25 protein-coding genes and 3 pseudogenes are annotated in these 26,751 nt (G+C 69.7%); 14 read left to right on the top strand and 14 right to left on the bottom strand.

The features are described from left to right. The 6 genes and pseudogenes from ABZX85_RS37030 to ABZX85_RS37055 form a co-directional block, all read left to right on the top strand. A pseudogene (locus ABZX85_RS37030) lies at positions 1 to 86 on the top strand (IS5/IS1182 family transposase); the annotation flags it as partial. Between the two features lie 151 nt (positions 87 to 237). Further along, entirely contained in the window at positions 238 to 1,041 is an 804-nt protein-coding gene (locus ABZX85_RS37035) for an RNase A-like domain-containing protein (protein ID WP_355878980.1), read from the top strand. Between the two features lie 16 nt (positions 1,042 to 1,057). Then, positions 1,058 to 1,630: a hypothetical protein gene (locus ABZX85_RS37040; protein WP_355878983.1), complete on the top strand. Its 573-nt coding sequence runs from the start codon at positions 1,058 to 1,060 to the stop codon at positions 1,628 to 1,630. 136 nt (positions 1,631 to 1,766) lie between these two features. After that, positions 1,767 to 2,096, top strand: a complete 330-nt coding sequence (locus ABZX85_RS37045) for a hypothetical protein (protein WP_355878986.1) — start codon at positions 1,767 to 1,769, stop codon at positions 2,094 to 2,096. A 4-nt stretch (positions 2,097 to 2,100) separates the two neighbouring features. Further along, a complete protein-coding gene (locus ABZX85_RS37050) occupies positions 2,101 to 2,400 on the top strand; it encodes an RNase A-like domain-containing protein (RefSeq protein WP_355878989.1) in 300 nt (99 codons plus the stop codon). Between the two features lie 21 nt (positions 2,401 to 2,421). Then, the gene (locus tag ABZX85_RS37055) at positions 2,422 to 3,093 is read left to right on the top strand and encodes a contact-dependent growth inhibition system immunity protein (RefSeq protein ID WP_355878992.1); all 672 of its coding nucleotides are present in this window, start codon (positions 2,422 to 2,424) and stop codon (positions 3,091 to 3,093) included. Positions 3,094 to 3,114: 21 nt separating this feature from the next. Here the strand turns inward: ABZX85_RS37055 and ABZX85_RS37060 are convergent, their stop codons facing one another. Next, entirely contained in the window at positions 3,115 to 4,014 is a 900-nt protein-coding gene (locus ABZX85_RS37060; RefSeq protein ID WP_355878995.1) for a serine hydrolase, read from the bottom strand. A gap of 219 nt (positions 4,015 to 4,233) precedes the next feature. Between ABZX85_RS37060 and ABZX85_RS37065 the strand changes: the two genes are divergently transcribed. Continuing rightward, the gene (locus ABZX85_RS37065) at positions 4,234 to 4,896 is read left to right on the top strand and encodes a GntR family transcriptional regulator (RefSeq protein WP_355878998.1); all 663 of its coding nucleotides are present in this window, start codon (positions 4,234 to 4,236) and stop codon (positions 4,894 to 4,896) included. Next, the gene (locus tag ABZX85_RS37070; RefSeq protein WP_355879000.1) at positions 4,893 to 6,200 is read left to right on the top strand and encodes an MFS transporter; all 1,308 of its coding nucleotides are present in this window, start codon (positions 4,893 to 4,895) and stop codon (positions 6,198 to 6,200) included. Before ABZX85_RS37065 ends, ABZX85_RS37070 begins: the two co-directional genes overlap by 4 nt. A gap of 92 nt (positions 6,201 to 6,292) precedes the next feature. Here the strand turns inward: ABZX85_RS37070 and ABZX85_RS37075 are convergent, their stop codons facing one another. Continuing rightward, positions 6,293 to 7,117, bottom strand: coding sequence for a maleylpyruvate isomerase family mycothiol-dependent enzyme (locus ABZX85_RS37075; RefSeq protein ID WP_355879003.1), 825 nt, complete (start codon positions 7,115 to 7,117; stop codon positions 6,293 to 6,295). Between the two features lie 194 nt (positions 7,118 to 7,311). Here ABZX85_RS37075 and ABZX85_RS37080 point away from each other — a divergent pair, with 194 nt between their 5' ends. After that, on the top strand, positions 7,312 to 8,106 hold the full coding sequence (locus ABZX85_RS37080) for a carbon-nitrogen family hydrolase (protein WP_355879006.1): 795 nt from the start codon (positions 7,312 to 7,314) through the stop codon (positions 8,104 to 8,106). Between the two features lie 61 nt (positions 8,107 to 8,167). On the opposite strand, the gene ABZX85_RS37085 is transcribed toward ABZX85_RS37080, so the two are convergent. Continuing rightward, the gene (locus ABZX85_RS37085) at positions 8,168 to 8,662 is read right to left on the bottom strand and encodes an LURP-one-related family protein (protein ID WP_355879009.1); all 495 of its coding nucleotides are present in this window, start codon (positions 8,660 to 8,662) and stop codon (positions 8,168 to 8,170) included. Then, positions 8,659 to 9,663 (bottom strand): helix-turn-helix domain-containing protein, encoded by a 1,005-nt coding sequence (locus ABZX85_RS37090; RefSeq protein ID WP_355879012.1) that lies wholly within the window; start codon positions 9,661 to 9,663, stop codon positions 8,659 to 8,661. The genes ABZX85_RS37085 and ABZX85_RS37090 overlap by 4 nt, the downstream gene beginning before the upstream one ends. 53 nt (positions 9,664 to 9,716) lie before the next feature. Here ABZX85_RS37090 and ABZX85_RS37095 point away from each other — a divergent pair, with 53 nt between their 5' ends. Together ABZX85_RS37095 and ABZX85_RS37100 are read left to right on the top strand one after the other, a co-directional pair. Next, on the top strand, positions 9,717 to 10,109 hold the full coding sequence (locus ABZX85_RS37095; RefSeq protein ID WP_355879015.1) for a cupin domain-containing protein: 393 nt from the start codon (positions 9,717 to 9,719) through the stop codon (positions 10,107 to 10,109). Between the two features lie 30 nt (positions 10,110 to 10,139). Then, positions 10,140 to 11,957 (top strand): NHL domain-containing thioredoxin family protein, encoded by a 1,818-nt coding sequence (locus ABZX85_RS37100; RefSeq protein WP_355879017.1) that lies wholly within the window; start codon positions 10,140 to 10,142, stop codon positions 11,955 to 11,957. 135 nt (positions 11,958 to 12,092) lie between these two features. Here ABZX85_RS37100 and ABZX85_RS37105 read toward each other — a convergent pair whose 3' ends face one another. Then, a complete protein-coding gene (locus ABZX85_RS37105; protein WP_355879020.1) occupies positions 12,093 to 13,415 on the bottom strand; it encodes a sugar efflux transporter in 1,323 nt (440 codons plus the stop codon). Positions 13,416 to 13,501: 86 nt separating this feature from the next. Next, complete coding sequence (locus ABZX85_RS37110) at positions 13,502 to 14,713, bottom strand: hypothetical protein (protein WP_355879023.1); 1,212 nt, start codon at positions 14,711 to 14,713, stop codon at positions 13,502 to 13,504. 275 nt (positions 14,714 to 14,988) lie between these two features. Between ABZX85_RS37110 and ABZX85_RS37115 the strand changes: the two genes are divergently transcribed. Both ABZX85_RS37115 and ABZX85_RS37120 read left to right on the top strand, forming a co-directional pair. Then, positions 14,989 to 15,255 carry a hypothetical protein gene (locus ABZX85_RS37115; protein ID WP_355879026.1) on the top strand — a complete coding sequence of 89 codons (267 nt, stop codon included), beginning with the start codon at positions 14,989 to 14,991 and terminating at the stop codon, positions 15,253 to 15,255. Positions 15,256 to 15,755: 500 nt separating this feature from the next. Then, entirely contained in the window at positions 15,756 to 17,138 is a 1,383-nt protein-coding gene (locus ABZX85_RS37120) for a GH1 family beta-glucosidase (RefSeq protein WP_355879029.1), read from the top strand. A 110-nt stretch (positions 17,139 to 17,248) separates the two neighbouring features. Here the strand turns inward: ABZX85_RS37120 and ABZX85_RS37125 are convergent, their stop codons facing one another. The 5 genes and pseudogenes from ABZX85_RS37125 to ABZX85_RS37145 form a co-directional block, all read right to left on the bottom strand. Continuing rightward, positions 17,249 to 18,547 (bottom strand): M18 family aminopeptidase, encoded by a 1,299-nt coding sequence (locus tag ABZX85_RS37125; RefSeq protein WP_355879031.1) that lies wholly within the window; start codon positions 18,545 to 18,547, stop codon positions 17,249 to 17,251. 135 nt (positions 18,548 to 18,682) lie between these two features. Continuing rightward, entirely contained in the window at positions 18,683 to 20,401 is a 1,719-nt protein-coding gene (locus ABZX85_RS37130; RefSeq protein WP_355879034.1) for an ALF repeat-containing protein, read from the bottom strand. A 131-nt stretch (positions 20,402 to 20,532) separates the two neighbouring features. Further along, positions 20,533 to 21,066, bottom strand: coding sequence for a hypothetical protein (locus ABZX85_RS37135; RefSeq protein ID WP_355879455.1), 534 nt, complete (start codon positions 21,064 to 21,066; stop codon positions 20,533 to 20,535). A gap of 121 nt (positions 21,067 to 21,187) precedes the next feature. After that, positions 21,188 to 21,475, bottom strand: a pseudogene (locus tag ABZX85_RS37140) (50S ribosomal protein L11 methyltransferase); the annotation flags it as partial. 5 nt (positions 21,476 to 21,480) lie between these two features. Next, positions 21,481 to 21,729, bottom strand: a complete 249-nt coding sequence (locus ABZX85_RS37145) for a hypothetical protein (protein ID WP_355879037.1) — start codon at positions 21,727 to 21,729, stop codon at positions 21,481 to 21,483. Between the two features lie 5 nt (positions 21,730 to 21,734). Between ABZX85_RS37145 and ABZX85_RS37150 the strand changes: the two are divergent. Continuing rightward, positions 21,735 to 22,236, top strand: a pseudogene (locus ABZX85_RS37150) (Scr1 family TA system antitoxin-like transcriptional regulator). Positions 22,237 to 22,453: 217 nt separating this feature from the next. Here ABZX85_RS37150 and ABZX85_RS37155 read toward each other — a convergent pair. From ABZX85_RS37155 to ABZX85_RS37165, 3 genes are all read right to left on the bottom strand, one after another. After that, positions 22,454 to 23,008, bottom strand: coding sequence for a hypothetical protein (locus ABZX85_RS37155; protein WP_355879039.1), 555 nt, complete (start codon positions 23,006 to 23,008; stop codon positions 22,454 to 22,456). Positions 23,009 to 23,612: 604 nt separating this feature from the next. After that, positions 23,613 to 24,629 (bottom strand): serine hydrolase, encoded by a 1,017-nt coding sequence (locus tag ABZX85_RS37160; protein WP_355879042.1) that lies wholly within the window; start codon positions 24,627 to 24,629, stop codon positions 23,613 to 23,615. Positions 24,630 to 24,865: 236 nt separating this feature from the next. Continuing rightward, the gene (locus ABZX85_RS37165) at positions 24,866 to 26,692 is read right to left on the bottom strand and encodes an acyl-CoA dehydrogenase (RefSeq protein ID WP_355879045.1); all 1,827 of its coding nucleotides are present in this window, start codon (positions 26,690 to 26,692) and stop codon (positions 24,866 to 24,868) included. Between the last annotated feature and the right edge of the window lie 59 nt (positions 26,693 to 26,751).

A 26,751-nucleotide genomic window follows, 5' to 3' on the forward strand; every position in this document is an offset into this window, starting at 1 on the left:
GGCGCATTTTCCGCAAAGCCCGCATCAGCCCCAACCGACTCACGTCAATCGTGAAGGCGGTTCTCACCCTTGAGCGTCACCGCTGAAGATCCTTAGTGGAACCACAAGGACGGCCGACAGCCCTCCCTGGACGTCCTCCGGGACACGGCCCGCGCCGTCGCGACCGCGTGCGACGCGTGCAGTGCCTAGGTCACGAAGATCCGCTCCACCATCATCGACGTCTACAAGGACGCCGCGGTGAAGACCTTCGCCATCAAAAGCTTCAAGGACTTCGCCGAACTCGTCGGTGAACTCCCCACGATCGCCGCGGAATTCCTCCTCAACATCGACACCGGCCGCCTCAATTCGGCCGTGGACTCCTACAACACCACAATCCATGAACTCAGCACCGACCTGACCAAACTCAGACCGGCACTGGAGGAAGCCCTCCGCAGTGTTCCCACCTACGCCGCCGAAGAGGCCCGCGCGGAGGCGTTCGGGGCGCGGTCGCTCGACGAGTTCAAGAAGGAACTCAGGTGGAGTGACCCAGAGGACATCAAGAACGGTGTCTACCGGATCGACCTCGCGAGCAGCGAAGGAATCACCGGCGCGCACTCCATCGACAAACACGTTGGAAAGAGCGATGAGCAGCTTGTTCAACGGCTCAGGGATCTGACGAACGGGAGAACGACTGATGCATGGCCGTACGGAAAGCCGACGGTCTCCTCTTCATCCGCTTTCGCGGACATGGAGAAAGCGCAAGAGTTGACGCAGTACAACATCGATCAGAACTCGGCAGCCATCGAGGCATGGCTCAAGGGGCCGCCGCCTCCGACGAACGGAAGCAAAGCAGAGGAATTCGACAGCGTCGCACCCCATGGGGAGTACAGCGGGAGGAGCGTCTTCAAGCAGCCCATCGATCCGAACGACCCGCAAAGCGGCTACAAGGCAGCCGGTATGAATGCCAAGGTCATCCCTGTCAAGGGGATCAGAACCTCGCTTAAGTATGATGACTCCTTGGACCCTCCGTTCGTCGTCCTCACCTCCATGCCGATCCCCTGACAGGAATCCGGGTACCGTGAAGAACTCCCCCGCACGACAGGAATGGGAAGCCGCTGTTCTGCGCCTGTTCGAGGACGAATACTCATTCGTGGCCAGTGGCCCGCGTGTTCACGAGAGTTGGCTTACCGATGTGCTGGCGGTCATGGCCCGTAGAACCACGGACCCGCGGGGGTGGGTCACGTTGGACTGGGACAAGGAGGAGAACGCGAGAGATTCGCGACGCGATGTCTCTTTCCCCTTTCATGTCGTCGCCGAGGATCGACTCGGCGAGATCCTTCGTGAGATCACCCCGGAACTGGCCGAAAGATTCGTCGTGTTGTTGACGGACGAATGGTTCAAGGTGGGCAACATCCCGAACTTCGCAGAGCGAAAGGAAGGGATTCTCGCCGATGCGCGTACGTTGCTTGCGCGTTACGGTTCAGAATGCTCCTATTACGCGACCGTGGGCGAGATGGCGGAGGTCCGGGACTCTGATTTCTTCCCCAGGTTCACAGGAGAATCCGGGATGACCGACTATCTGATGGACCTTGGGCTCGTGGCCGTCTCGCCGTCGGAGGTCGGGGTCGTCTGGCGGTTCAATGCCCACTGAACCGGGGCATGCCGTGAACGACGTCATGAGTCGGACGACCTGGGACATGACCCTGGTGCGTCTTCTGGACGATGTGTACACGTACGTGGCGACAGGACCGCGGACGAGGCCAGGCCGGCCGGATGACGTGCGATCCGTGCTGCGCCGCGAGGTCCCCGATCCGCGAGGCCGGCTGACGTTCGAATGGCAGACGGTCAGCTCCTGGGACCGGGCAGCGGAGGTCGACGCGAGAACCCTGCTCGGCCGGTTCGGGTGCGACGCCGTCCACTACGACAACTGCCGTATCACCGAAGCCGGTCGGCTGCCGGCTCAGGTCAAGAGCTGGACACCCCTCACGGAGTACACCGGAGACGCGGGGTTCGTGGTCGTCACTCCCGAAGAGGTCGGAGTCTTCTGGTCCTTCTATTTCGTCCGAGGCCGGCCGTCGTGCGGTGAGTCCAGCAACTCGCATCCCCGAACGAGGTAACAACGTGCGTACCAGAACCTCCACCTACCCCGACCGCGAAACCGCCCAGTGGGCCACCCAGCACGTCGTCACCGCCAACGAACAGCTCGTCCACCGCTGGCTCGCCCAGTCCACCCGCCCTCGGCTGACCATCGAGGCGGCGTGGCCGTCGCGGGAGGAGCCGGTGGGGCGGGTGTTATTGCAGGCGATGATGCTGGCGGGGAGAGGGGCCGTCGAGGTACGGGCGGCGCGGGTGGTGCTCCGGCGGGATCAGGGCGGTCCGCACGGCTTCGTCGTCCACGCCACGTTCCCCGTCTACCTGTAACCCCCACCCGAAGGTCACCCCATGCCCCTGACCCCCCTCGAACACGACCGCCGCCACGGCGAACTCGACCAGGTGATGCGCGCGTTCGTCGGGCAGGACGCCGACGACACTCCGGAGCGGCCCAGCCAGGCGCTCACCGCCTACCTGCGACACACCTGGCACACCCGCCCCTGGGCGCTCGCGCAGGCGGAGCGGCAGCTCAGGGAGTACGCCGACAACCCGCCGGGACGGCTGCGGCTGCGGCTGGGCGAGTACTACGCGCTGCCGGACGTCGGCGTACCCGAGGACGGCATCCGGCAGTGGCTGTCGTGCCTTGCCGACCACATCAGGCACAGCGTCGAGAAAGGCGAGGTTCCGCCCTCGGCCACCCCCACCACCCACTGGGAGTGGCACGCCCGCTTCCCCGAACTCGGCCAGTTCCTCGGCGGCTGGTTCTCCCAGGACATGCCGGACGAGTTCGCGAGTCACGAGGACGCGGTCGCCGACTACCGCGCGACCACGGACCCCCACCTCACAGCCCGCCTCACCGGCGAGATCCACGAACTCCTCGCGCTGGACCTGGAGGAGTCCGCCTACGCCCTCGCCCTGGCGGAACTCGGTATGGAGGTCGACCCACCGGCCCCGTACACACCGAGCGCCTGGCTGGACCTGGTCGCGGAACGCCGAGGGGGCCCACCGCACCCCGTGCCGTGAGCCCCCTCGTACGCACAACCCCTACTTCAGGTTCGCGAACCCGTAGTTGAGCAGCTTCGTCGCGTCCTGGGCGCGGACCGTGGCGTTGGTGGACGCCAGGACCGTACCGACCATGGTCTTGCCCCCGCGCGTGGCGGCGAAGACGAGGCAGTACTTGGCCTCGGGACCGGAGCCGGTCTTGACGCCGATCGTGCCGCTGTAGCTGGACAGGAGCGTGTTCGTGTTGACCCAGGCGGCCATCTTCCGGCTGGAGCCGGTCTTGGTGACGGTCGTCGCGGTGTACGACTTCGTCTTCACGATCGCCCGGAAGTTCGCGTCCTTGAGCGCGTTCTTCGCGAGGGTCGTGAGGTCCCTTGCCGTGGACTTGTTCTTGCCGTTGCCGATGCCGTCGAACGAGTCGAACGTCGTGTTCTTCATGCCGAACGACTTCGCCTTGGCGTTCATCTTGGAGATGAAGTTCTTGACGCGTGCGTCACGGGTGGAGCCCGTGCCGTACTTGTCGGCCAGCGCGTACGCGGCGTCGCAGCCGGACGGCAGCATCAGCCCGTACAGCAGCTGACGGACCGTGACCTTGTCGCCGACGATCAGCTTGGCGGACGACGCGTTGTTCTTGACGATGTAGTCGCTGTACGCCATCTGGATCGTGACCTTGTCGTTCAGGTTCAGCTTCGGCTGAGACAGAACGACGGCTGCGGTCATGATCTTCGTGGTGGAGCCTGTGGACATCTGTTTGTCTGCGAGCTTCCCGAACGCCTTGCCGGTCGCGTTGTTCATCACGAAACCGGTCTGCGCGGCGATCGTGGGCGCGGTGACGGCCTGCGCGGGAGCCGCGGCGAGGGCGCCGGCCGCGAGCATCGCGACGGCCGTCGCGCTGACGGCGGCGGCTCTGCGGACGGGCTTGCCCTTGAGTGCGGTTATCAAGTGAGATACCCCGATTGTCTGAAATGCCCCTGAATGCGGCCCGGTTGGGTGGGGGGAAGAGTATGGCCGCATGTCTGTGACACGTAACTAGCACAGAAAGTTGTGCGTCTGCTCCGAGGAATTTTGAATCTCTTGGGGAAAGTGGGGCTCCGGGGGCGGCCCTCGTCCGCATGGTGAAACGTTCCCCCGATGCGTACGTGTTGTATCTATCCTGTCCGCATGCCGTCAGCCCCCGCCCCCGCACCGACCAGACAACCCGCCGCCGACCGCGTCTACGCCCACGTCAAGCAGGGCGTCCTGGACCGCCGTTTCGAGGGCGGCACCCTTCTCACCGAAGGTGAACTCGCCGACGCCGTGGGGGTTTCCCGGACGCCGGTCAGGGAAGCGCTGCTGCGCCTGGAGGTCGAGGGCCTGATCAGGCTGTATCCCAAGAAGGGCGCGCTGGTCCTGCCGGTCTCCGCGCAGGAGATCGCCGACGTCGTCGAGACCAGGCTGCTGATCGAGGAGCACGCCGTCCGCAAGGCCGTCCCCGCCCCGGCGGGTCTGATCGCGCGGCTCGCGGAGCTGCTGGAGCGGCAGAAGGAGGAGGCCGGGCGCGGCGACCTGGCCGCCGCGGCCGTCACCGACCGCTGTTTCCACGCCGAGATCGTCCGCAGCGGCGGCAACGAAATTCTTACCCGACTCTATGACCAACTCCGCGACCGGCAGCTGCGGATGGGCGTGGCGATCATGCACGCGCACCCCGACCGGATCGCCAAGTCCCTGATCGAGCACGAGCAGATCCTCGACGCCCTGCGGGCCGGCGACGCCGAGGCGGCCGTCTCGATCGTCTGCCGGCACGTCGACTGGTTCGCGCACCTCGCCCGGGGCGATGTCCGATGAGCCTCTCGTCGAGGAACTCCACCCTCCCGGGTGACCCGCCCGGCGGACGCCGAGCCGTCGCCATGTGGACCATCGGGGTGTCGGTCTACTTCGTCGCCGTCATCTTCCGTACGTCGCTGGGGGTGGCCGGCCTCGACGCCGCCGACCGCTTCCACGTCGGCGCCTCCGCGCTGTCGACGTTCTCGATCCTCCAGCTCCTCGTCTACGCCGGGATGCAGATACCCGTCGGCCTCCTCGTCGACCGGCTCGGCACCAAGCGGGTGCTGGCCATCGGCGTCGTGCTGTTCACGGCGGGACAGCTGGGGTTCGCGTTCTCCCCGTCGTACGGCACCGCCCTCGCCTCGCGCGCGCTGCTCGGCTGCGGCGACGCCATGACGTTCATCTCCGTACTGCGGCTCGGCAGCCGCTGGTTCCCCGCGCGGCGCGGTCCGATGATCGCCCAGCTCGCGGGGCTCGCCGGGGTCGCCGGGAACCTGGTGTCGACGCTGGTCATCGCCCGGCTGCTGCACGGCGTCGGCTGGACCGCCGCGTTCGCGGGCAGCGCCGGGCTCGGGATCGTCGTCCTCGTCCTGCTGGTGCTGTTCCTGAGGGACCACCCGGACGGGTACGAGCCCGACCCGATGCCGCATCAGGGCGCCGCGTACGTACGGCGGCAGATCGCGACGGCCTGGCGGGAGCCTGGGACGCGGATGGGGCTGTGGGTGCACTTCACGACCCAGTTCCCGGCGATGGTGTTCCTGCTGCTGTGGGGGATGCCGTTCCTCGTGCAGGGGCAGGGGCTGACGAGGGGTGAGGCCGGTGGGCTGCTGACCCTGGTCGTCCTGTCGAACATGGTCTTCGGGGTGGTCTACGGCCAGCTCATCGCCCGGCACCACGAGGCGCGGCTGCCGCTGGCGCTCGGGACCGTCGCGGCGACGGCGGTGGCGTGGGCCCTCGCGATCGGCTACCCCGGCGACCGGGCGCCGACCTGGGTGCTCGTCGTCCTCTGCGTCGTCCTCGGCGCCTGCGGGCCCGCCTCGATGATCGGCTTCGACTTCGCGCGCCCCGCGAACCCGCCCGAGCGCCAGGGGACCGCCTCCGGCATCACCAACATCGGCGGCTTCACGGCCTCGATGACCACGTTGTTCCTGATCGGCGTCCTGCTGGACGCCACTTCGGACAACTACGGGATCGCGTTCTCGGTCGTCTTCGTTCTCCAGGCGATCGGAATCAGTCAGATCCTCCGGCTGCGCAAGCGGGCGGAGCGGAGGGAACGAGAGCGGTTGGTGGCGTCCCGGGTGGAGACGGTGCACGTTCCGGCGTAGCCGGTGCCCGACGCGGACGACGGTGAGGCGGACCGGGACGACGGTGAGGCGCGCGGAGTCTCTTGCGCGCCCCCGATGTCCGCCGGTGTCGCCTACGGCGTGACCGTGAAGTTCCGCAGGATCGCCGCCGTCAGTTCCGGATCGCCCTCCGCCTTGACGCGGTCGGCGACGGCCTCCGGCGTGACACGACCGCAGGCCAGGCGGACGTACGTCTCCCAGTCGAGGACGAAGGACGCGGCCGGGCCGAGCGCCGGAACCGTTTCGAGGGTGCCGCGGCCCTGGATGTCGACGCGGATCGTCCGCAGGAACTCCACCGGGCCGGTGACGTCGAAGACGATCGCCGAGCTGCGGGGGGCGTTCGACTTCTCGGCGACGATCGCCGGCAGCGCGTCGAGGAGGACGTCACGGGCGACGTGCGCGCCGGGGGAGTCGAGGTTGCCGGGGCGGCCGAGGGCCGTACGCAGGTCCTGTTCGTGCGCCCAGATCGTGAACGCGTGGGAGCGCATCGACTCTTCGAGGGTCAGCTCCGTGCCCAGCGGGCCGCGGACCCGCGCCGACGGGTCCCGGTTCTCGTTCCGCAGCTGGCGGTTGCGCCGGATGATCGTGTACTCCAGCTCCGACGTCATCTCCGGGGAGGTGTGGTGGCGGCGGACGTCGACCTGGACCTCCATGTACCGCTGGAGGTCGGTGGTGAGGTGGAAGAGGTCGCGGGGGAGGGAGTGGATCGGCCGGGGGTCGCCGTACATCTCGCAGTCGAGCCCGATGACGTGCGAGACGATGTCCCTCACCGACCAGCCGGGGCACGGCGTACGAAGGTTCCAGTCCGCCTCCACCAGGGGCTGCACCAACTCGGTTATCGCTTCTATGGAGTGCGTCCAGGCGTCGGCGTAGGGCTGGAGGGTGGGATGCAGACTCACGGAACGGGACCCCTCGGCGGTCGGTACACGGGCGGCGGTTTGTGGCGGCGTTGCCAATGGGAGTTGACGGCGTCGGCTGCTGTCGGCAGGTGTCTTAGCACGCTAAGTTACGCTGCTGTGGACCACCCTGGCAGTGCTTTCGTGTGACGATCGTAGGCCGATGTGGACAACTCGAATGCCAGGACGGTGGTAGTGTGCGCGCCTCGTTGATCCAAGTCGCCGTTGGTGAGGGCGAATCGGTCGAAGACCGGCGGGAGCGCGTCGCCGCGCTCGTGCGCGGGCGGAGTGACTCCGATCTCGTCGTCCTTCCCGAGCTCTGGACCACGGGAGCCTTCGCCTACGAGCTGTTCGACGCCGAGGCGGAGAGCCTGCGGGGGGCGACGTACGACGCGATGGCCAAGGCGGCGGGGGACGCGGGGGTCTGGCTGCACGCCGGTTCGATCCCCGAGCGCGATGCCGACGGATCTCTCTACAACACCTCCCTCCTTTTCTCACCCTCAGGTGACCTCGCCGCGACCTACCGGAAGATCCACCGCTTCGGCTTCGACAAGGGCGAGGCCGTCCTGATGGGCGCCGGCCGCGAACTCGTCACCGCCGCCCTTCCCGAGACCGTCATCGGCCTCGCCACCTGCTACGACCTCCGCTTCCCCGAACTCTTCCGCGGCCTCGTCGACGCGGGCGCCGAAACCCTCGTCCTCTCGGCCGGCTGGCCCGAACGCCGCCGCTCCCACTGGACCCTCCTCGCCCAGGCCCGCGCCGTCGAGAACCAGTCCTTCGTACTCGCCTGTGGAACGGCCGGCACCCACGCCGGGGTTCCCCAGGCCGGTCACTCGATCGTGGTAGATCCGTGGGGCGAGGTGCTGGGCGAGGCGGGCCGGGAGGAGGAGATCCTCACGGTCGACTTCGAACCGGGGAAGGTCGCGGAGACCCGGGAGGTGTTCCCGGCGCTGAAGGACCGGTTGCTGGGGCTGGCGGCGCCTGAGCGGTGACCCGGGCGGTGACCCGGGTCGCGCGACCTGGGCGGAGGGCCGGTCGGGGGTCAGTCGGGGGTCAGTCGTCCTCCCGTTCCTTCTCCGCCAGGTGGATCACGCAGACCGCCACGGCGATCAGCAGCGCCGGGTCCGCGTCGTCCCGGACGACGTCGACGCCGTACGTCTCGCGGACGTGCAGCCGGCGGCGGGAGATGACGGCGAGCAGCTCACCGTCGTACTCGACGGCGAACTCGCGGTCCATGATCTTGCCGGAGACGTCGAGGTCGGTGCCGTCCACGAGGGACACGCGGTAGTGGTTGCGCAGCAGGGAGAGCCGCTTGCGGCGGATACGGGCCAGCGGCTCCCCGTCCCGCTCGATGACCATCGTGTCCCGCAGGGCGAACATCTTCTGGTGGATGTCGATGAGGACCCGCCCGCGGGTGTCCTTCAGCTCGAACGTGTCCCGCAGCCGCATCGCCTTGCCGTCGACCAGGAACACCTTCTGCCCGTGGTCGTCCTCGATCCAGTAGTCCTCGCCGAAGCCGAGGAGCCGGTCGCGTACCAGGAATCTCATGCCGATACGGCTTCCCCGCCACCCGGTCCGAAACGCCGCCTGTACGCCGAGGGGCTGAGTCCGGTCGCCTGCCGCACGCGCGCGCGAAGGTTCGCCGCCGTCCCCAGCCCCGACCGCGCGGCGACGACGTCCAGCCGCTCCTCCCCGCGCTCGATCAGCCGGCACGCGTGCGCCACCCGCTCCCCGGTCAGCCAGGCCAGCGGCGTCGTCCCGAGCTGCGCCCGGAACCGGCGGTGCAGGGTCGCCGGGGACATCGCGGCCCGGGCGGCGAGGCCGGCGACCGTCAGGGGGGCGTCCAGCCGCTCCTGGGCCCACTCCAGGAGCGGCGCGAGGGACTCGTCGGGGACGTCCGGGACGGGCCGCTCGACGAACTGCCGCTGACCGCCGTCCCGGTGGGCGGCGAACAGGAGCCGGCGGGCCACCGCGTTGGCGATCTCCGCGCCGTGGTCCCGCCGTACGACGTACAGGCCGAGGTCGAGCGCGGCGGCGCTGCCGGCGGCGGTGAGGACGTCGCCCTCGTCGACGAACAGCACGTCCGGTTCGAGCAGCACCTTCGGGTGGAGTTCCCTGAAGGTGTCCGCCCACATCCAGTGGGTGGTGGCCCTGCGGCCGTCCAGGAGCCCCGCTTCGGCGAGCGCGAAGCTGCCGGTGCACAGGCTCACGACGCGTGCTCCGCGCGCGTGCGCGTGGCGGATCGCTTCCAGCACGTCCTCCCCGCGCGGGACGACGTTGTCGGGCCTGCCCGGTACGACGACCGTGTCGGCGCCGTCCACGGCCTCCAGACCGGCCGCCCCGGTCAGGGTGAAGAACCCGTGGTTCATGCGCACCGCGCGCGTGGGCGTGCACAGGGTCACCTCGTAGAGCCGCTCCGGGAGCCCCAGTTCGGGACGGGGGAGGCCGAAGATCTCGGTGGCGATGCCGACCTCGAAAGGGTTGGTGCCCTCGTCGACGACGACGGTCACCCGGTGCGGCAGCCTCCGCTGCGAGGATTCTTGCGCCATGTGCGATTCCTAGCACTCGCACCGGGGTACGGGCGAGCGCCAGCATGATCGGCATGAGCACTCAACCGGTCTCCCTCCCCGCCGCCCTCGCGTCCTTCACCCAGCAGTGGAGCCCCCGGATCGTCGCCTCCGTCAACGACTACGACGTCCGGGTCGCCCACGTCGAGGGCGAGCATCTCTGGCACGCGCACGACCACACCGACGAGTTCTTCCTCGTCCTCGACGGCGAACTGCACATCGCCCTGCGCGAACCGGACGGCGAACGCACGGTCGTCCTCCCCAAGGGCTCCGCGTTCACCGTCCCGCGCGGCGTCGAGCATAAGCCGTACGCCCCCGTCCCCACCGACATCCTCGTCCTCGAACCCACCGGCACCCTCACCGTCGGCGACCGCCACGACGACGTCCCGGACCACGTGGACGCGACGACGGGACACGCCCTGTCGTGACTGTCAGTGCCCGGTGGCACCCTTGAGGACATGAACCGCACCACCCCGCGCCGCGTCCGCGTCCGAGCCCCCGAACTGGTCGGCAAGGGCGGCTGGCTGAACACGGGCGACCGCCGATACACCCTGTCCGACCTGCGCGGACGCATCGTGATCCTCGACTTCTGGACGTTCTGCTGCATCAACTGCCTGCACGTCCTGGACGAACTCCGGGAGCTGGAGGCGAAGCACGCGGACACGGTCGTGGTGATCGGCGTGCACTCCCCGAAGTTCGTGCACGAGGCGGAGCACCAGGCGGTCGTGGACGCGGTGGAGCGGTACGGCGTGGAGCACCCGGTGCTGGACGACCCGGAGCTGGCGACGTGGAAGCAGTACGCGGTACGCGCGTGGCCGACGCTGGTGGTGATCGACCCGGAGGGGTACGTCGTCGCGCAGCACGCGGGCGAGGGCCACGTGCACGCGATCGACCGCCTGGTGACGGAGCTGGAGGCCGAGCACGCCGAGAAGGGCACCCTGCGGCGCGGGGACGGTCCGTACGTCGCTCCCGAGCCGGAGCCGACCGCCCTGCGCTTCCCGGGCAAGGCGCTCGTCCTGCCGTCCGGGACGTTCCTGGTCAGCGACACCACCCGGCATCAGCTCGTCGAGCTTGCGGCGGACGGCGAGAGCGTCGTCCGCCGCATCGGCTCCGGCACGCGCGGGTTCACCGACGGCCCGGCGGACTCGGCGGCGTTCAGCGAGCCGCAGGGCCTCGCGCTGCTGGCCGACGGCTCGGTGGTCGTCGCGGACACCGTCAACCACGCGCTGCGCCGCCTGGACCTGACGACCGGGGAGGTCACGACCCTGGCCGGGACCGGCCGCCAGTGGTGGCAGGGCTCCCCGACCTCGGGCCCCGCGCGCGAGACCGACCTCTCCTCCCCGTGGGACGTCGCCCTCTTCGGCGGCCGGGTGTGGATCGCGATGGCGGGCGTCCACCAGCTCTGGGCGTACGACCCCGGCGAGGCCACCGTCTCCGTCGCCGCCGGCACCACCAACGAGGGGTTGGTGGACGGGCCCGGCGCGCAGGCGTGGTTCGCCCAGCCCTCCGGACTCGCGGCGACGGACGACCGCCTCTGGCTGGCCGATTCCGAAACGTCCGCCCTTAGGTGGGTCGATCCGGACGGAAGCGTTCACACGGCGATCGGAACCGGTCTCTTCGACTTCGGCCACCGGGACGGGCCCGCCGACCAGGCGCTCCTCCAGCACCCCCTGGGCGTGACCGCCCTCCCCGACGGCTCGGTGGCGGTCAGCGACACGTACAACCACGCCCTGCGCCGCTACGACCCCGCGACCGGCGAGGTCACCACCCTCGCGACGGACCTGCGGGAGCCGTCGGACGCGGTGCTGGTCGGGGACGACCTGGTCGTCGTCGAGTCCGCCCGCCACCGCCTGACGCGGCTGCGGCTGCCGGAGGAGGCGGTGCGCGTCGAGGCGGTCGCCCACCGCACGCGGCGCGCGGCGACGGAGGTCGCGGCGGGGAAGCTCCGGCTGGACGTCGTGTTCCAGGCGCCGTCGGGACAGAAGCTCGACACCCGCTACGGCCCGTCGACCCGGCTGCTCGTCTCCTCGACCCCACCGGAACTGCTGCTCTCGGGGGACGGCGCGGACTCCGCTCTCTCCCGGGTCCTTGAACTGAACCCGGCGGTCACCGAGGGTGTCCTGCACGTCTCCGCGATGGCCGCGTCCTGCGACGACGACGCGGCGAACGAGTATCCGGCGTGCCATGTGCACCAGCAGGACTGGGGGGTGCCGGTCCGTCTCACCGGGGACGGGGTGGATCGGTTGGCGTTGGTGTTGGCGGGGATGGACGAGTAGCTCTCGGGGGGTAGGCCGGGAGGGGTAGCTCTGGCGGACCAGGGGGGCGAGGGGGTGGGGGAGGGGAGCGGAAGGGTTGTGGGCGGGTAGGCGGGTAGGCGGGGGCGGGTGGGCGTGTAGAGCGGGCGGGAGCGGTCACTCGGAGTTGGGGAGCGGTCGTTCGGGGCTGGGGGTCGGTCGTTCGGAGCTTCCGTCGGTGGGGGGAGCGGGGTCCTCGGGGGCTTGTGGGGTCCGGGAGTTCGTGGCACCGGGCCCCGAACTCGCCCCTGCCTCCACCGAGTTCCGCTTCGGCCCCGCCGGGTCCGTGTCCCGTGCCCGCAGGGGCAGCACCAACACCCCGGCCAGCGCGGTGAGTCCGGCGCACACCCAGAAGACCTGCGTGTACCCCGTCCAGGTGGCGACCGTGCCGACCGCGAGGCCGCCCAGGAACATCCCCGCCTTGAAGGCGCCGGAGTACAGCGCGGACGCGGTGCCGAACCGGCCGGGCAGACTGTCCTGGAGCATCACCACCGGAATGTTCAACGCCACCGCCGCCCAGGCCGCGTTGAGCGGCTGGAGCGCGAGCAGCGCGGCCCGCCCGGAGTCGGCGACCGGCAGCAGCGCGAAGAACGCCGTGGCGCACACCGTCGCCCCGATCAGCAGCCGCCGCTTGCCGATCCGGTCCGCCCACACGCCGACCATCACCATCAGAGGGATCTCCAGGGCGGCGCTCACCCCGAGGAGCAGGCCCGCGAACTGGCCGCTCATGCCCAGCTCGTCGGTGACGTAGAGCGGCAGGTTGATCTGATACATCGCGTTCGCGCCGAGCAGCAGCACCACCGAGCCCAGCACCAGCAGCGTGCGCGGGCCGACCCCGGTGAACAGCCCGCCCTTACCGGGGAGTTGCTCCTCGCCGGACGCCTCCCGCGCCGTACGCGGATACGGCAGGCCCCAGCGGCACAGCACCGCCGCGACCAGCGAGAGCGCGGCCGTCGCCGCGTACAGCACCGCGAACGACCACTGCGCGACGATCCAGAAGGCCAGGGGTGGCCCGATCACCCAGGCGAGCGAGGTCACCGAGCGCAGGAAGCCGTTGAAGAACGGGGCGTCGACCCCTCGGTCGTCCGCCAACTCGCGGGTATAAGCGAAGAGTTGCCCGAAGCAGGCGCCGCCGAGGCCGAACAGGACCATCCCGGTGACCAGCAGCAGCGCGTAGTCCCGCAGAAACGTGTAGCACAGCGCGCCCGACGCGTTCAGCAGCGCCGTCAGGACGAGGATCGCCCGGCGGTCCCGCAGCCGGTCGGAGACCGCGCCGACGACGACGTCCGTACCGATCTCCGCGATCGAGCGGGCGGCGAAGAACAGGCCCACCATCAGCGGCGTCGCGGCGACCGCCTCCGTCAGGAAAAGACTGGTCGTCGGAACCAGAAACGCCCCGGCCACCCCGACCGCACCGGTCGCCGCGATCAGGTTACGCACGGCTGGGTCGGCAACGAGCCGCCACCTGCCACCGGGTGCGCCCGACGTACCCGACGTGCCCGGCGTCTCCGGCGCTGTTTCGGCACTCACGCGATGCTCCCGGTGGGCGGTGGGGTGGACGGGGTGGGCGAGGTGGATGGAGTCGGCGGAGTCTGTGGAGTCGGCAGGGCGGAAGGGGTCGCCGTCGAACCCCGCTGCCGATACGGCAACCACGGTTGGTGCACCCGCCCTTCGGGCCCCCGTGCCGCCGCCGCGAACTCCCTCACGCCGAACTCCCTTTCCACCGATAGCCGTTCACGTGCAGCAGGCGGCAACACGGCGCGGACGCGGTGCCGTACGGAGTCCGAGCCGAACCGGTCGCCGTGCGCGGCCTGGATCGAACTCGGCGTGCACAGACTGAGGTTGGCCGGGTCGCCCTGCCCGGCGTACGGCGTGAGATCCGCCGCGATGCCCGCGCCGCTGACCCCGCCCCCGACCACCAGCACCCGCTCGACCGCGAAGGTCTCGGGTTCCCGGTACTCGGCGGGCGAGGTCAGGACGCGGACACCGGTCCCGGGCGCGGGGAGGCCGCCGTCCGGAAACCGAGGACGCCGCGGCTCGCCGTCGGCGACGAGGACGGCGTCGTGGAACTCGGAGTGGTCGTGGTGCTCGAAGTGGTCAGGGTGGCCAAGGTGGTTGTGGTGACCAGGGCCGGTGGGTTCCGAAGCGTGGGCGAGGCCCGAAGCACCGGCAAAGCCCGAAGAGCTGGAGAGGTCCGAAGCGCTGGAGGGTCCCAAGGTATCGGTGAGCTCCGAAGTCCCGCCGAGACGCGTCGAGTTGGCTGCCGGCCCGGACCCGCTGACCCTCCTGGTGCCGGTGCCGGTGCCGGTGCCGGTGCCGGTGCTGGCGCTGGCGCCTCCGCCGCCCCTCCCAGCATCGGTCCCCTCACCGCCCGCACCCCACCAGATCGAGCTGGACGCCCGGGTCGTGCCCCGCCGCCGCTCCCCCACCCCGACGGCCTCCCACCCGAACCACCCCACGCCCAGCACCCCGAGTTCCTTCGCGCGGCCGTGCAGACACCCCCGCACCCCGGCCCGGATCGGCAAGTCCCCGGCGAAGCCGGGCGGGTGGGTGGAGGAGGGCGCGCCCATGAGGGAACCCGGCATCCCGACCCTGGCGTGCGCTCCGCCGGCCGCCGGGTGCCAACTCCCGCTGAAGGCCCGGTACTTCTCGTGACCGACCACGCCGTGCCCGTCAGCGAGCGATTCCTCGACGCAGGTCAGCCCCACGGGACCGGCTCCGATCACGGCTGGACGCATACAGGGGACTCCTGGCCTCGACGGTTCGGACGAAGGGGCCGCGCTGAACGGCGGCGCGGGCCGGCGTCGTACGGAGTACCGGTCTCAGGCGCAGGAGGCGAAGTCGTCGAGCAGCCCCGCCTCCGCCCAGCCAACAACCGCATGCCCGCGACGACTTGAGGGAACCCACCACGTCTCCCCCAGCCCGTCCGGAACAGCCGGCAGACCTCCCCGCTCCCGGCGTCGACCGAGACCCGCACCCAGGACGCGCACTCGCCGAGCCGACCGGGACGGCGGTGGAGCAGGGTGCCGTCGGTGACGAACCCGAGCCCGATCCCCGCCTCGCGCGGCGCCTCGACGATCCGCCCGACGGCCCGCCGCGGCAACGACTCCCCACCCCCGGCGAGGATCACCGCGAACACACCGGATTCGGCCAGTTCATGGGCGAGCCGGACGGCACGGCCTTGCCCGATCCGTCCGTGTTGTGGGACCCGGCGGCGGACGCGTCCGGGGCGGACCGGATCGCACACGGTGGTGGGATCGAGACCGACCACGAGGGGTGACGAAACGCCTATCCCCAGGGCGACTCGACGGTCGGACGGACGGACCGGGCGCCGACGGAACCGGCCCGCCAGACCGAGATCGTGCCTCGCGAACGGGGTTCCCGGCAAGGGCCCGGACGGAACGGAGCTGCGCATACGTGCGGTCACTTTCCGGTGCGACGGCCGAAGGACGGATCGGAGGCAGGCGATCGTTCGTGGTCGTTCGTGGTCGTTCTTGAGTGGGACCGAGGAGTGGGACAGGTCATTTGGGAGCGCTCCCAAGACACTTCCGGGGACGGCCCGCCCCTGTCAACCGGTCCGTTGCGTCCGGTTGCCCGAGCCGCCCGATTGTCCGGAAAACGGCGGCGCTTGACAGGGGTGAGGGATTGGGTAAGCCTGCTTGGGAGCGCTCCCACATGGGGGTGCGTACGTCGTATGCGGTACGACTTCGGGGTGAGGGACGCCGTAAGCGGAAGGCCCCGTACGCCGTGCGTCGTACCGTCGTCAGGGAGGCGGAACGGATGACCGCTACGAGCACGGAGCCCGTGGGGAGCGAGGCGGTGCGAGGGCTGCCGGCCGACTTCGTCTGGGGGGCGGCCACGGCCGCGTACCAGATCGAGGGGGCCGTCGCCGAGGACGGGCGGCAGCCGTCCGTCTGGGACACCTTCAGCCACACCCCCGGGAAGGTGGCCGCGGGCGACACCGGGGACGTGGCCTGCGACCACTACCACCGGATGCCCGAGGACGTGGCGCTGCTCTCCCAACTCGGCCTGGACGCCTACCGGTTCTCGGTCGCCTGGCCACGCATCCAGCCCGGCGGAAGCGGTCCGGCGAACGCGGCGGGGGTCGCCTTCTACGACCGTCTGGTGGACGAGCTCCTCGCCAAGGGCATCACGCCCTGGGCGACCCTGTACCACTGGGACCTGCCGCAGGCGCTGGAGGACACGGGCGGCTGGCCCGAGCGGGAGACGGCGTACCGCTTCGCCGAGTACGCGGGGATGGTCGCGCAGGCGCTCGGCGACCGGGTGAAGCACTGGATCACCCTCAACGAGCCTTTCTGCTCAGCTATGTTGGGCTACTACTTCGGCAACCACGCGCCGGGCAGGCGGAGTTTCCCCGACTTCACGAAGGCGGCCCACCACCTCCTGCTGGGCCACGGCCTCGCCGTCCAGCAGATCCGCGAGGCCGTGCCGGACGCCCAAGTCGGCATCACCCTCAACCCGTTGGTGGCCCACCCCGCCTCGGACGCCCCCGAGGACATCGAGGCGGCACGCCGCGCGGACGCGATCGGGGCGCGGATCTACCTCGACCCGGTGCTGCTGGGCCGCTACCCGGCCGACCTGCTCACCGACCTGGCCCGGCAGGACGCGCAACTCCCGGTGCGGGACGGCGACCTGAAGACGATCGCGCAGCCGCTGGACTTCCTCGGGGTGAACTACTACTTCCGCGACGTGGTCCGCGCGACCGACGAGCCGCACGGCTACGAGGGCGTCCCGCAGACCGGGCGGCCCGCCACCGCCATGCCGTGGGAGATCTATCCGGAAGGGCTGACCGCCCTCCTCACCCGGATCAGCCATGAGTACCCCGCGCTGCCGCTGTACATCACCGAGAACGGCGCCGCGTTCGACGACAGCGACTCCCCTGTCGACGCGACGGGACACATTCAGGACAGCGACCGCACCGCGTATCTCGCCGACCACCTCGCCGCGATAGGGCTCGCGCGGGCGGCCGGGGCGGACGTCCGGGGGTACTTCTGCTGGTCGCTGATGGACAACTTCGAGTGGGCGTACGGGTACGAGAAGCGGTTCGGGATCGTGCACGTGGACTACGAGACGCAGCGCCGGACGCCGAAGGCGAGCGCCCTGTGGTTCCGGGACGCGGCTCGGGCCTGCCGGGAGCAGTGAGGGGGAGTACTTGGGGGGTAGCCCTTGAGAGCTAGAACGTGAGGGGTAGCCCCCTGGTACGACGTACCTCGGAGCTACCCCTCACGTACTGCTCGGCCCGCTGATCCTCCTCAGCCCTCCAGGAACGCGGCCAGCGAGTTCGCGAGGAGGAACGGGTCGTCGGCGCCGCAGAGTTCGCGGGCGCTGTGCATGGAGAGGATCGCCGCGCCGATGTCGACGGTCCGGATGCCGTGCCGGGCGGCGGTGATCGGCCCGATCGTCGTACCGCACGGCATCGAGTTGTTCGACACGAACGACTGGAACGGCACGCCCGCCTTCTCGCAGGCGGCGGCGAACACCGCGCGCCCCGAACCGTCCGTGGCGTACCGGTTGTTGACGTTCACCTTGAGGATCGGGCCGCCGTTGATCCGGGGGTGGTGCGTCGGGTCGTGCCGCTCCGCGTAGTTGGGGTGCACGGCGTGCCCGGTGTCGGAGGAGAGACAGACGGTCCCGGCGAAGGCGCGGGCGCGGTCCTCGTACGAGCCGCCGCGCGCGAACACCGAGCGCTCCAGGACGCCGCCGAGCAGCGGGCCGTCCGCGCCGGTGTCGGACTGCGAGCCGTTCTCCTCGTGGTCGAACGCCACGAAGACCGGGATGTAGGGGAGTTCGTCGCCGACGTGGGTCGCGACGGCGGCGAGCGCGGCGGTCGCCGCGTGCACCGAGAGGAGGTTGTCCATCCGGGGACCGGCGAGGAACTCCTCGTCGCGGCCGAGGTAGGCGGGCGGCTCCACGGAGTGGGTCATCAGGTCCCAGCCGGTGACCTCGCCCGGCGCGAGACCCGCTTCCTCCTCCAGGAAGGCGATCAAGTCGCCCTCGCGGGCGTCCCCGAGACCCCACACCGGCTGCAAGTGCCGCTGCTTGTCCAGCTTCAGGCCCTCCGCGGTGACCGACCGGTCGAGGTGGATGGCGAGTTGGGGGACCCGCAGCAGCGGGCGGCTCACATTGACGAGCCGGCTCGACCCGTCGCGCAGGGTGAGCCGTCCGGCGATCCCGAGGTCCCGGTCCAGCCACGAGTTGAGCAGCGGACCGCCGTAGATCTCGACGGCGACCTGGCGCCAGCCGTGCGCGCCGGTGTCCGGGAGGGGTTTGACGCGCAGGTTCGGGGAGTCGGTGTGCGCCCCGACGATCCGGAACGGCGTGTGCGGGCTCGCGCCCTGAGGGACGTACCAGGCGACGATCGCCCCGCCCCGCAGCACGTACACGCCCCCGGTCGCCCCGTCCCACGCCTCGGTCTCGGCGAGCTGCCGGAACCCGGCCTTCTCCAACCGGTCCGCTGCGGTGGCCACGGCGTGGTACGGCGTGGGGCTTGCCGTCAGGAATGACTTGAGGTCGTCGGTGTGGCCGCGGTCGAAGCGGGTGGGTTGGGTCATGGGGTCACTTTAACTAGGGGAGGGACGGGGAGTCGGTCTCGGTATTACGGGGGAGTATCCCCGAGGTATTACGGGTCCCACACCGTTCGACGGGACGCCCCCGCGCACGAAACGGTGATCCGTGTCCCGCCCCGCTCAGCCCCGCTTGACCGGCGGCTTCGGCCGAGTCTTGGCCGCCGATGCCACGTCCTTCCGGGCCGTCGCGGCGATCCCGGTGGCGTGGGTGATGAGCTGCTGGATCTGGGCCGTGTGGGTGGCGGTGAGCTGGTCCTGGCGGCGGGCCTGGAACTGGCCGGTCGCGATGAAGGCGCGGAGCAGGTCGTCGGGGCCGTCCAGGGCGACGCGCGCGGCGGCTCGCAGCTCGGCGCCGGGGCTGCCGAGGAGCTGGGCGGCGTGGACGCGTTCGTCCTGGGTGCGGGCGAGGGGCCCGTCGGTGGTGAGGAACCGGTGCAGGGCTTCGGCGGTGTCGGCGTTCAGTGCCCTGCGGACGGCTGCCTTCTCGATCGGACCCGCGCCGGTCGCGGCCTGGGCGACGAGCACGCGCAGCCGCTGCTTCACCACCTCGTACCGGCCCTCCGTCAGAAACGCTTTCACCGCGGTGCCGTCGCCCTGAAGAGCCCTCGTGGCGGCAGCGCGGACCTCGGGAGCGCTCGCGGTTTCCGCGAGGTGTTCGACGTCCGCCCGGTCGTCCCGGGCATCGGCGTCCGCGCGGCCGGTGCGGGCGTAGGCGGTGATGTCGGTGTCGCTGCCGGACAGGGCCGCGAGGGCGGCGGAACGGCTCTGGGAGCGGCCGGTCTTCGCGGTCGCGAGGGCCACGGCGCGGCCTTCGGGCGCGATCTTCGCCGGGTCGGCGCCGGGCTCGGCGGCCTGTGCGGCGAGGGCGTCCGCCTGGGTCCGGAGGGCCTCGGCCGCCTGGACGGCGGCCTGTTCGCCGGCGGCCAGCTTGTCCGCCTGGGCCGCGAGGGCCCTGGCGCGGGTGAGGGCCTCGTCGGTCCGCGCGGCCAGCTTCCCGGCGTCGGTGCGGACGGCGAGGTCGTGGACCTTCTTGGCCTCGGTGACGGCCGCGCCGGCCGCGTCGGCGGCCTTCTTCGCCGCGGGGGCCTTTCCGGCGCGGGCCGCCACCGCGGCGGCCTTGCCCGACCTCGCCGCCTGGGCGTCCAGCCGCGTGATGGTGGCGCGTTCCTGGTCGTGGGCGTGGGCCGTGTACCGGCCGACCTGGAGGAACTGCCGGACGTCCGCCGCCGAGCCGTCCATCGCGATCTGGGCCGCGGCCCCCACGTTCGCGCCCGCACCCTTGAGGAGCTGGGCGACCTGGACGCGTTCGTCCTGCTGACGCTGCTCGAACTGCCCGGTGGTGAGGAAGTCCCGGATCTTGTCGGGCGAGCCGCTGTCGAGCGCGGCCCGGCCCGCCTTCCGGACCCCGGGCCCGCCCGCGTTGATGATCTGCGAGACCTGGACCCGCTGGTCCTGTTCCAGCGGCGCCTTCCATCCGTCCTTGAGGAACGCCCGGACCCTGTCCGGCGAATCGCTCTTGAGGGCGTTGCGGACAGCCTCCCGGAGAGCGGCGCCGCCGGTGTTGTAGAGCCGGCTGACGGCCACCCGGTCGTCCTGGTACGACAGGTTGGCAGCTTGGGCCAGGAACGCCCGGACGGCGTCGTCACCCCCGACGAGCGCGGCCTCCGCGCCTTCCTTGACTCCCGGCCCGCCCGTCTCCCACAACTGGACCGCTTTCGCCCGGTCTGTGCCGGTCGGCGCCGGGGCATCGGCCAGGGCGGGGCCGGCGGCGCCCAGCAGTCCCAGCACGAGCGCGCCGGACAGCAGGTTCAGGCACAGCGCGCGTCGTGGAAATGTCACTGCGAACTCTTCTCAAGTACAGACATAAAGCAAAGTAAGTGGTCGACAGTGACAGTAGAGCCATATTTGAACACAAGCAAAAAACCGGCAAAGTACTCGCACGGCGAGGGAAGGGGCACGGGCCCCGGACGTCACTGATCCTCGCCCATGGTCGCCTGCCACCGTCCCCGCGACAGATGGCACACCCCGTCCGGCGTGATCCGGAGGTCCGCGCCGAGCAACGGCAGTCCGCCCTCGGCGTTGAGCCGGTTCCGGATGCGTTCGAGGGCCAGCCACAGCCGCCGGGGTCCACCCTCGTGGACGTCCGGTGCGTCGAGCCCCTCGGCGGTGGCGCGGGCCCAGGAACCGTCGGGGTGGACGAGGAAGGCGGTACGGGTCAACCCGTCGGTCTCATAGGCGAGTTCGACACCCGGCGTGGTGACCTCCAGCATCGACCGCACCTCCCACGCCTCCGAGACATCGACGACGGGACAGCGCCCGATGCCGCGATGCTCCCCCTCCTCCGTGCGGGCCGGCGCGAGCAACTCGGCCTGTCCCGCGGGGAAGTTGTCGTCGGACCGGGTCGACATGAAGCCCGCCATGCCCTTTTTGACCCGCCCGACGGCGTCCCCGGCCACGTTCCTCCACCCGGTGACGACGAGGGACGTCCGTGCGAGCGTGGTCACGAGCCGCCCGCCCGGCTCCAACGCCCGCAGTACGGGCCGGAGTCGAAGGACCAGGCGAGAGCGCGACCGTGGAGACGATCCTGTCGTACACACCGGGCACGTGCTCGGTCGCGTCCGCCGTCAGCATCGCCGGATGTCGCCCCAGTTCCGCGAGCCGCTCCCCGGCGACGCGGACGAGATAGGGGTCGACGTCGAGACTCGTCACGCACCGGTCCCCGAGCCACCGACAGGCGTACACGGCGAGCCCGCCCGCCCCCGTCCCGAGGTCCAGCACCGACAGCCCCTGCCCGAGCCGCCCGTGCCGCAGCATCTGGACGACGAGACTCGGCATCGTCGACGACGACGTCGGCAACCCCTCGGCGCGGGCGCCCGGTTCGGCGAGGGCGATCGCCTTCCGCTCCCAGTCCATCCCGTTCACCCCAACTTCCCCCGCCGCTCGGTCCGTTCGTTCGCGACGGCGACCTTCGTCCGCATCCGCTCCTCCGCACTCGCCGGCTCGGCCGACCCGGGCTCCACGGTCCGCTCGACCCCGCCGGCGACCGGCCGCAGCGACCAGAACCCGTACGCGGCGGCATGGAACTCACCGACCGTGCCCTGCCTGTCGACCAGGACCGCGCCGACGTCCGGAACGGGTGGGGGATTCTCTCGTCGGAAAGGGGGCAAGCAACTTGGTGAACCGTAAGGAGCTGAATCCGGACGCCTCGCCCCAAGCGGGGTTCGGAGCGTTTCCGTAGCATGCGGTAGGCGCAGGGCTGGCGACAGGAGGACTTGGCGGGGCCCATGAAGTACTCGGGGTCACATATCTCGGCGATTGAAACTGGTCGCAAGTGGCCAACCTTGCAGTTTGCGAGGGCCGCTGACACGGTGTCGGGCACCGGGGAACGCTTCGAGAAGCTGATGAGCGGTTCTCGTTCCTGCTGCGGCGGCAGAAGGCGCTGTTCGAGCGCTCCCGACCGCCGATGATGTTCGTGGTCCTCGACGAGAGTTGCATCCGGCGCCCCATCGGAGGCCCTGAGGTCATGGGCGCTCAGCTCGACAGCCTGATCGAGTTCGCCGACAACCCCCGCTGTGGCAGCGACATCGACGGCCTTCCATCAACTACAGGCCGAAGCGCTGTCCCAGGCAGAGTCCGTGGCCGTGATCAGACAGGTTCGAAAGGGCACACCGTGACTACCGAAGTTTCCCTTCGCCGGGTCAAGTCCTCGCACAGCAACAACGGCGGTGACTGTGCCGAGGTCGCGCTGAACATTGCCACCCAGGGCACCACCGTCCCCGTACTCGGCATCTCCGCCGCCGCGTTCACCTCCTTCATGGAGAGCCTCAAGGCTGACGCTCACAGGGGAAGCTCCACCGCCCAACCCGGCGCGGCAAGGCTTCCCCATCGCGGCTATGCCGAACGCCGTTGCTGGGGCGGGGAGTTGTGGATCGGCTCGTTCGCCGTGGGCCCCGTCTCGGCCGTGAGGACGCAGTCGGGGCAGGCGTGGAGGGTGATTCCACCGAGGTGTCGGCAGGGCACGGGGACGCCGGTCCACCGTCGGCAGTGACAGCAGACCGCGCCGAAGGGCATGACGTCGCTGGTGAGGGCCTCGCGGGTCATGCGTGCACCGCTGCTCGGCACGCTGCTCGGCGTCGGCTGGACGAAGTCGTCCATGCCGAAGGGGGCGCCTTCGTAGGTGTACGGGTAGTCCACGCCGAGGGTCGCGTACGCGGCTGCCTGGCGGCGTTCGTACTGGAGGTCCCGTTCGGCCTGCTGCCGGAAGAACGCGGCGGCCTCGGCCTTGCTGGGGCTGGTCCACGGCCGGGACCAGGGGCTGACGTGCGGCTCGGCCGGGGTGGGAACGGCCAGGGGCTGCGGGGCGCGGCGCCTGCCGGAGGCGGGGAGAAGGAGTTGGAGCAGGGTACGCAGGCACGCCGAGATGGCGCGCGCGGTAAAGTTGCGCACGGCGACATTTCCTTAGTGGGTGAGTGTCGTCACGGCCCCGTCAGCGGAGTGCTGCTAACACTCCGAGCCCTGACGGGGCCATCTTTTTGATGTTGTGCAGCGCACGCTAGCACCAACACCGGTCATCTGTACGCCGTTTGGAAACAACGGAAACAGCGAGGTGAGAGCCCGTCAGGCGGGAAGACTCCATGCCGGGCCGCCCTGCCGCACCCGGAACCTGCCGTCGCCGTCGGGCAGGAGGGAGAGGGCCGCTGTCCGTGCTCATGCCGATGTACTGGGCGCCGGGCACGGCGAGTCGGGCGACGAACCGGGGGGCCACTCGGTCAGCGTCTCGACACCGGTCGGGGTGGGATGTTCGTCCGACGGCTGAGTCAACAGGCCCGCCGGTCGCACCAGTTGGGGAGCGGCGTGCGGGCGGGCGATCATGAAGGAGACCGTGCCGGGAAGGAATCGCCCTTCGGCCGTCCCGTCGCCACGGACGACGAGTCGAAGCAGCCCGGAGCCATGCGGCCGGCCGCCGCGCGCCCGGCGCGGTGTCGACAACGCCGGGCGCACGGTGGCCGGCTAGACAGGGCGTCGACGTCTCAGACCGCCCTCATCCACCTCATCGGGGCTGCTGAGGCTGCAACTTGAACTGCTTGACCAGGCTCTGCGGACTGGGCTTGAGGCTACGGAAGGACGACTCCGCCGGGTACAGATCGTGGTGGACCGCGTGGGCGACCCCTTCGATGGTGTTTATCCCGTAGGTCCACCCGGATTCGGCCGGTTGGCCGTCAGCGACCCTGTTGTTCTCGGTGAGGACGACAAGCCCGTAGTCGTAGTCGTCACCGGTGAACGCGGCCATGCTGTTGACTTTCCAGTCAAGCCTGTCGTAGGGGTCCACATCAGGGTTGTTGGAGCGCCGGAGCCAGCCGTTCTTGACATGGACGACAGCGTTCTGGGGGGCTCCCGCCGGCGTTCCCCAGCGCTGGTCGCTCTGGACGTGATTCATGAGGTCCAGCGCGTAGGCGCGGGCCTCCGGGGAGAGCACCGGCGTTCCGTGTTCACCGTTGTCGGTGAACGCCTTCAGGAGTTTGAGCTGATCCGCTGCGGTGACCTGGCTGAGACCCCAGAAGCCCTCCTTGTCGAGGACGGTGTCGCTCATTCCCACCGCGTCGAGGAATTCCTGGATCTTGACGGGATTCGGGGCGGACGGATTCGTCAGGTCGGAAAGCTTTTTCCAGAGAGTCGTGGCCGAGGTATTGTCCGAGACGGTGATCATCTTCCGGGCGAGGGCATCGTCCTCACTGGTCAGAGGGCCGTTGCTCTGGAAGAGCAGTGCACCCAGGATGGCGGTCTTTATCACGCTCGCCGAGTCCTGCTGCCGGTTCTCGTCGTATGCGCACTCGATGCCGGTCCTGCGGTCGTAGAGCGCGACCGACGCCACGCTGGCGCGGCTCTTCAGGGCCTCGTATATGTCTTTCTCGAGGTGCCGGGCCAGGAGGTGTGCGATCGGCCCGTCGCCGTCCGGTGTGCATATGACCTTGGCGTCCTCCGGGCTGCCGGGCGCTGCGGATGCGGCGGTCGGCGTCAAGGCTGCGAGCGCCATTACGCCGGCCGCCACCTTTATGTACTTGTGCACAGTAAACCCTTCACGCTTAATTCGCGGAATATTCACATCGCTCGTTTTCGCGAATGACGATTCCGCACAATAGCATGATTAACAAAAGGGAAATAGGGAGCTAAATTACCTTTTGTTTTGATGAGGATGCGCAGGGCGCGGCGTTCGCCCGGAAAGGGGCTGGGGCCCGCTTCCGGACGACGGAAACGGGCCCCACCTGAGGACTTACCGGGGTACTCGCGTGAGTACTACGGGTACTAGAACGCCGCCTCGTCCAGCTCCATCACGTCCAGGTCGACCCCGGAGGCGACCTTGCGGGCGAGCGTCACGCCCGGCAGGACCGTCGAGGCGAAGAACTTCGCGGCGGCGATCTTGCCGGTGTAGAAGGGCACGTCCTTGGCGGAGGCGGTCTCCAGCTTCTCGGTGGCGATCGCGGCGCCCCTGAGGAGGAGGTAGCCGACGATGACATCACCGGAGGCGAGGAGCAGGCGGGTCGTGTTGAGGCCCACCTTGTAGATGTTCTTGACGTCCTGCTCGGTGGCCGCGAGGTCGGTCAGCATGAGCCCGACGATCGCCTCCAGCTCGACGGCCGCCTTCGCCAACTGCTCACGCGCACCGGCGAGTTCCTCGCCGCCCGTGCCGAGCGCGAGGAACTTCTTGATGTCCTCGGCGAGGCCGTTCAGCGCGGCGCCCTGGTTGCGGACGATCTTGCGGAAGAAGAAGTCCTGGCCCTGGATCGCGGTCGTGCCCTCGTAGAGGGTATCGATCTTCGCGTCCCGGATGTACTGCTCGATCGGGTACTCCTGGAGGAACCCGGAGCCGCCGAACGTCTGGAGCGACTGCGCGAGCTGTTCGTAGCCCTTCTCCGACCCGTAGCCCTTGACGATCGGCAGGAGCAGGTCGTTGAGCGCGTGCTCGGCCTTCGCGTCCTCGCCGGCCGCTTCCTTGACCGCGATCGCGTCCTGGACGGAGGCGGTGTGCAGGACCAGCGCCCTCATACCCTCGGCGTACGCCTTCTGGGTGAGCAGGGAGCGGCGGACGTCGGGGTGGTGGGTGATGGTGACCTTGGGCGCGGCCTTGTCGCCGAACGCCGCGAGGTCGGTGCCCTGGACGCGCTCCTTGGCGTACTCCAGCGCGTTGAGGTAGCCGGTGGAGAGGGTGGAGATCGCCTTCGTGCCGACCATCATGCGGGCGAACTCGATGATGCGGAACATCTGGCGGATGCCGTCGTGCTTGTCGCCGATCAGCCAGCCCTTGGCGGGGTGGCGGTCGCCGAACGTCATCTCGCAGGTGTTGGACGCCTTGAGGCCCATCTTGTGCTCGACGTTCGTCGCGTAGGCGCCGTTGCGCTCGCCCAGCTCGCCGGTCTCGAAGTCGAAGAGGTACTTGGGGACCAGGAAGAGGGACAGTCCCTTGGTACCGGGTCCGGCGCCCTCGGGGCGGGCGAGGACGTAGTGGAGGATGTTCTCCTCCATGTCGTGCTCACCCGAGGTGATGAACCGCTTCACGCCCTCGATGTGCCAGGAGCCGTCCTCCTGCTGTACCGCTTTGGTACGACCCGCGCCGACGTCCGAACCGGCGTCCGGCTCGGTCAGCACCATGGTGGAGCCCCAGGTCTTCTCGACCGCGATCGCCGCCCATTTCTTCTGCTCCTCGGTGCCCTCCTCGAAGAGGATGCGGGCGAACGCCGGTCCGGAGGAGTACATCCACACGGCCGGGTTCGCGCCGAGGATCAGCTCCGCGTACGCCCAGATCAGGGACGGCGGCGCGGTGGTCCCGCCGATCTCCTCCGGCAGGCCGAGCCGCCAGTACTCGGAGTCCATGAACGCCTTGTACGACTTCTTGAAGGACGGAGTGACCGGCGCGGTGTTGGTCTGCGGGTCGAAGACCGGGGGGTTGCGGTCGGCGTCCGTGAAGGACTCCGCCAGCTCGTTCTCGGACAGCCGCGTCAGCTCCTCCAGGATGCTTTTCGCGGTGTCCGTGTCCATCTCCTCGAACAGGCCCGTGCCGTACAGCTTGTCGCGGCCGAGTACTTCGAAGAGGTTGAACTCGATGTCGCGGAGGTTCGACTTGTAGTGCCCCATGGTGATGGCTCCGTCAAGAGATCGGCGAGGCACTGTGTTCCTCGCGCAGTGGTTTCACG

The sequence above is a fragment of the Streptomyces sp. NPDC004539 genome (genome assembly GCF_040610055.1).
GTDB lineage: Bacteria > Actinomycetota > Actinomycetes > Streptomycetales > Streptomycetaceae > Streptomyces.

Coding starts and splice junctions, on each gene's coding strand:
- ABZX85_RS37055 (WP_355878992.1), top strand. CDS start 2,422: ATGCCCCTGACCCCCCTCGAACACGACCGCCGCCACGGCGAACTCGAC.
- ABZX85_RS37065 (WP_355878998.1), top strand. CDS start 4,234: ATGCCGTCAGCCCCCGCCCCCGCACCGACCAGACAACCCGCCGCCGAC.
- ABZX85_RS37070 (WP_355879000.1), top strand. CDS start 4,893: ATGAGCCTCTCGTCGAGGAACTCCACCCTCCCGGGTGACCCGCCCGGC.
- ABZX85_RS37085 (WP_355879009.1), bottom strand. CDS start 8,662: ATGAGATTCCTGGTACGCGACCGGCTCCTCGGCTTCGGCGAGGACTAC.
- ABZX85_RS37090 (WP_355879012.1), bottom strand. CDS start 9,663: ATGGCGCAAGAATCCTCGCAGCGGAGGCTGCCGCACCGGGTGACCGTC.
- ABZX85_RS37095 (WP_355879015.1), top strand. CDS start 9,717: ATGAGCACTCAACCGGTCTCCCTCCCCGCCGCCCTCGCGTCCTTCACC.
- ABZX85_RS37100 (WP_355879017.1), top strand. CDS start 10,140: ATGAACCGCACCACCCCGCGCCGCGTCCGCGTCCGAGCCCCCGAACTG.
- ABZX85_RS37110 (WP_355879023.1), bottom strand. CDS start 14,713: ATGCGTCCAGCCGTGATCGGAGCCGGTCCCGTGGGGCTGACCTGCGTC.
- ABZX85_RS37120 (WP_355879029.1), top strand. CDS start 15,756: ATGACCGCTACGAGCACGGAGCCCGTGGGGAGCGAGGCGGTGCGAGGG.
- ABZX85_RS37125 (WP_355879031.1), bottom strand. CDS start 18,547: ATGACCCAACCCACCCGCTTCGACCGCGGCCACACCGACGACCTCAAG.
- ABZX85_RS37165 (WP_355879045.1), bottom strand. CDS start 26,692: ATGGGGCACTACAAGTCGAACCTCCGCGACATCGAGTTCAACCTCTTC.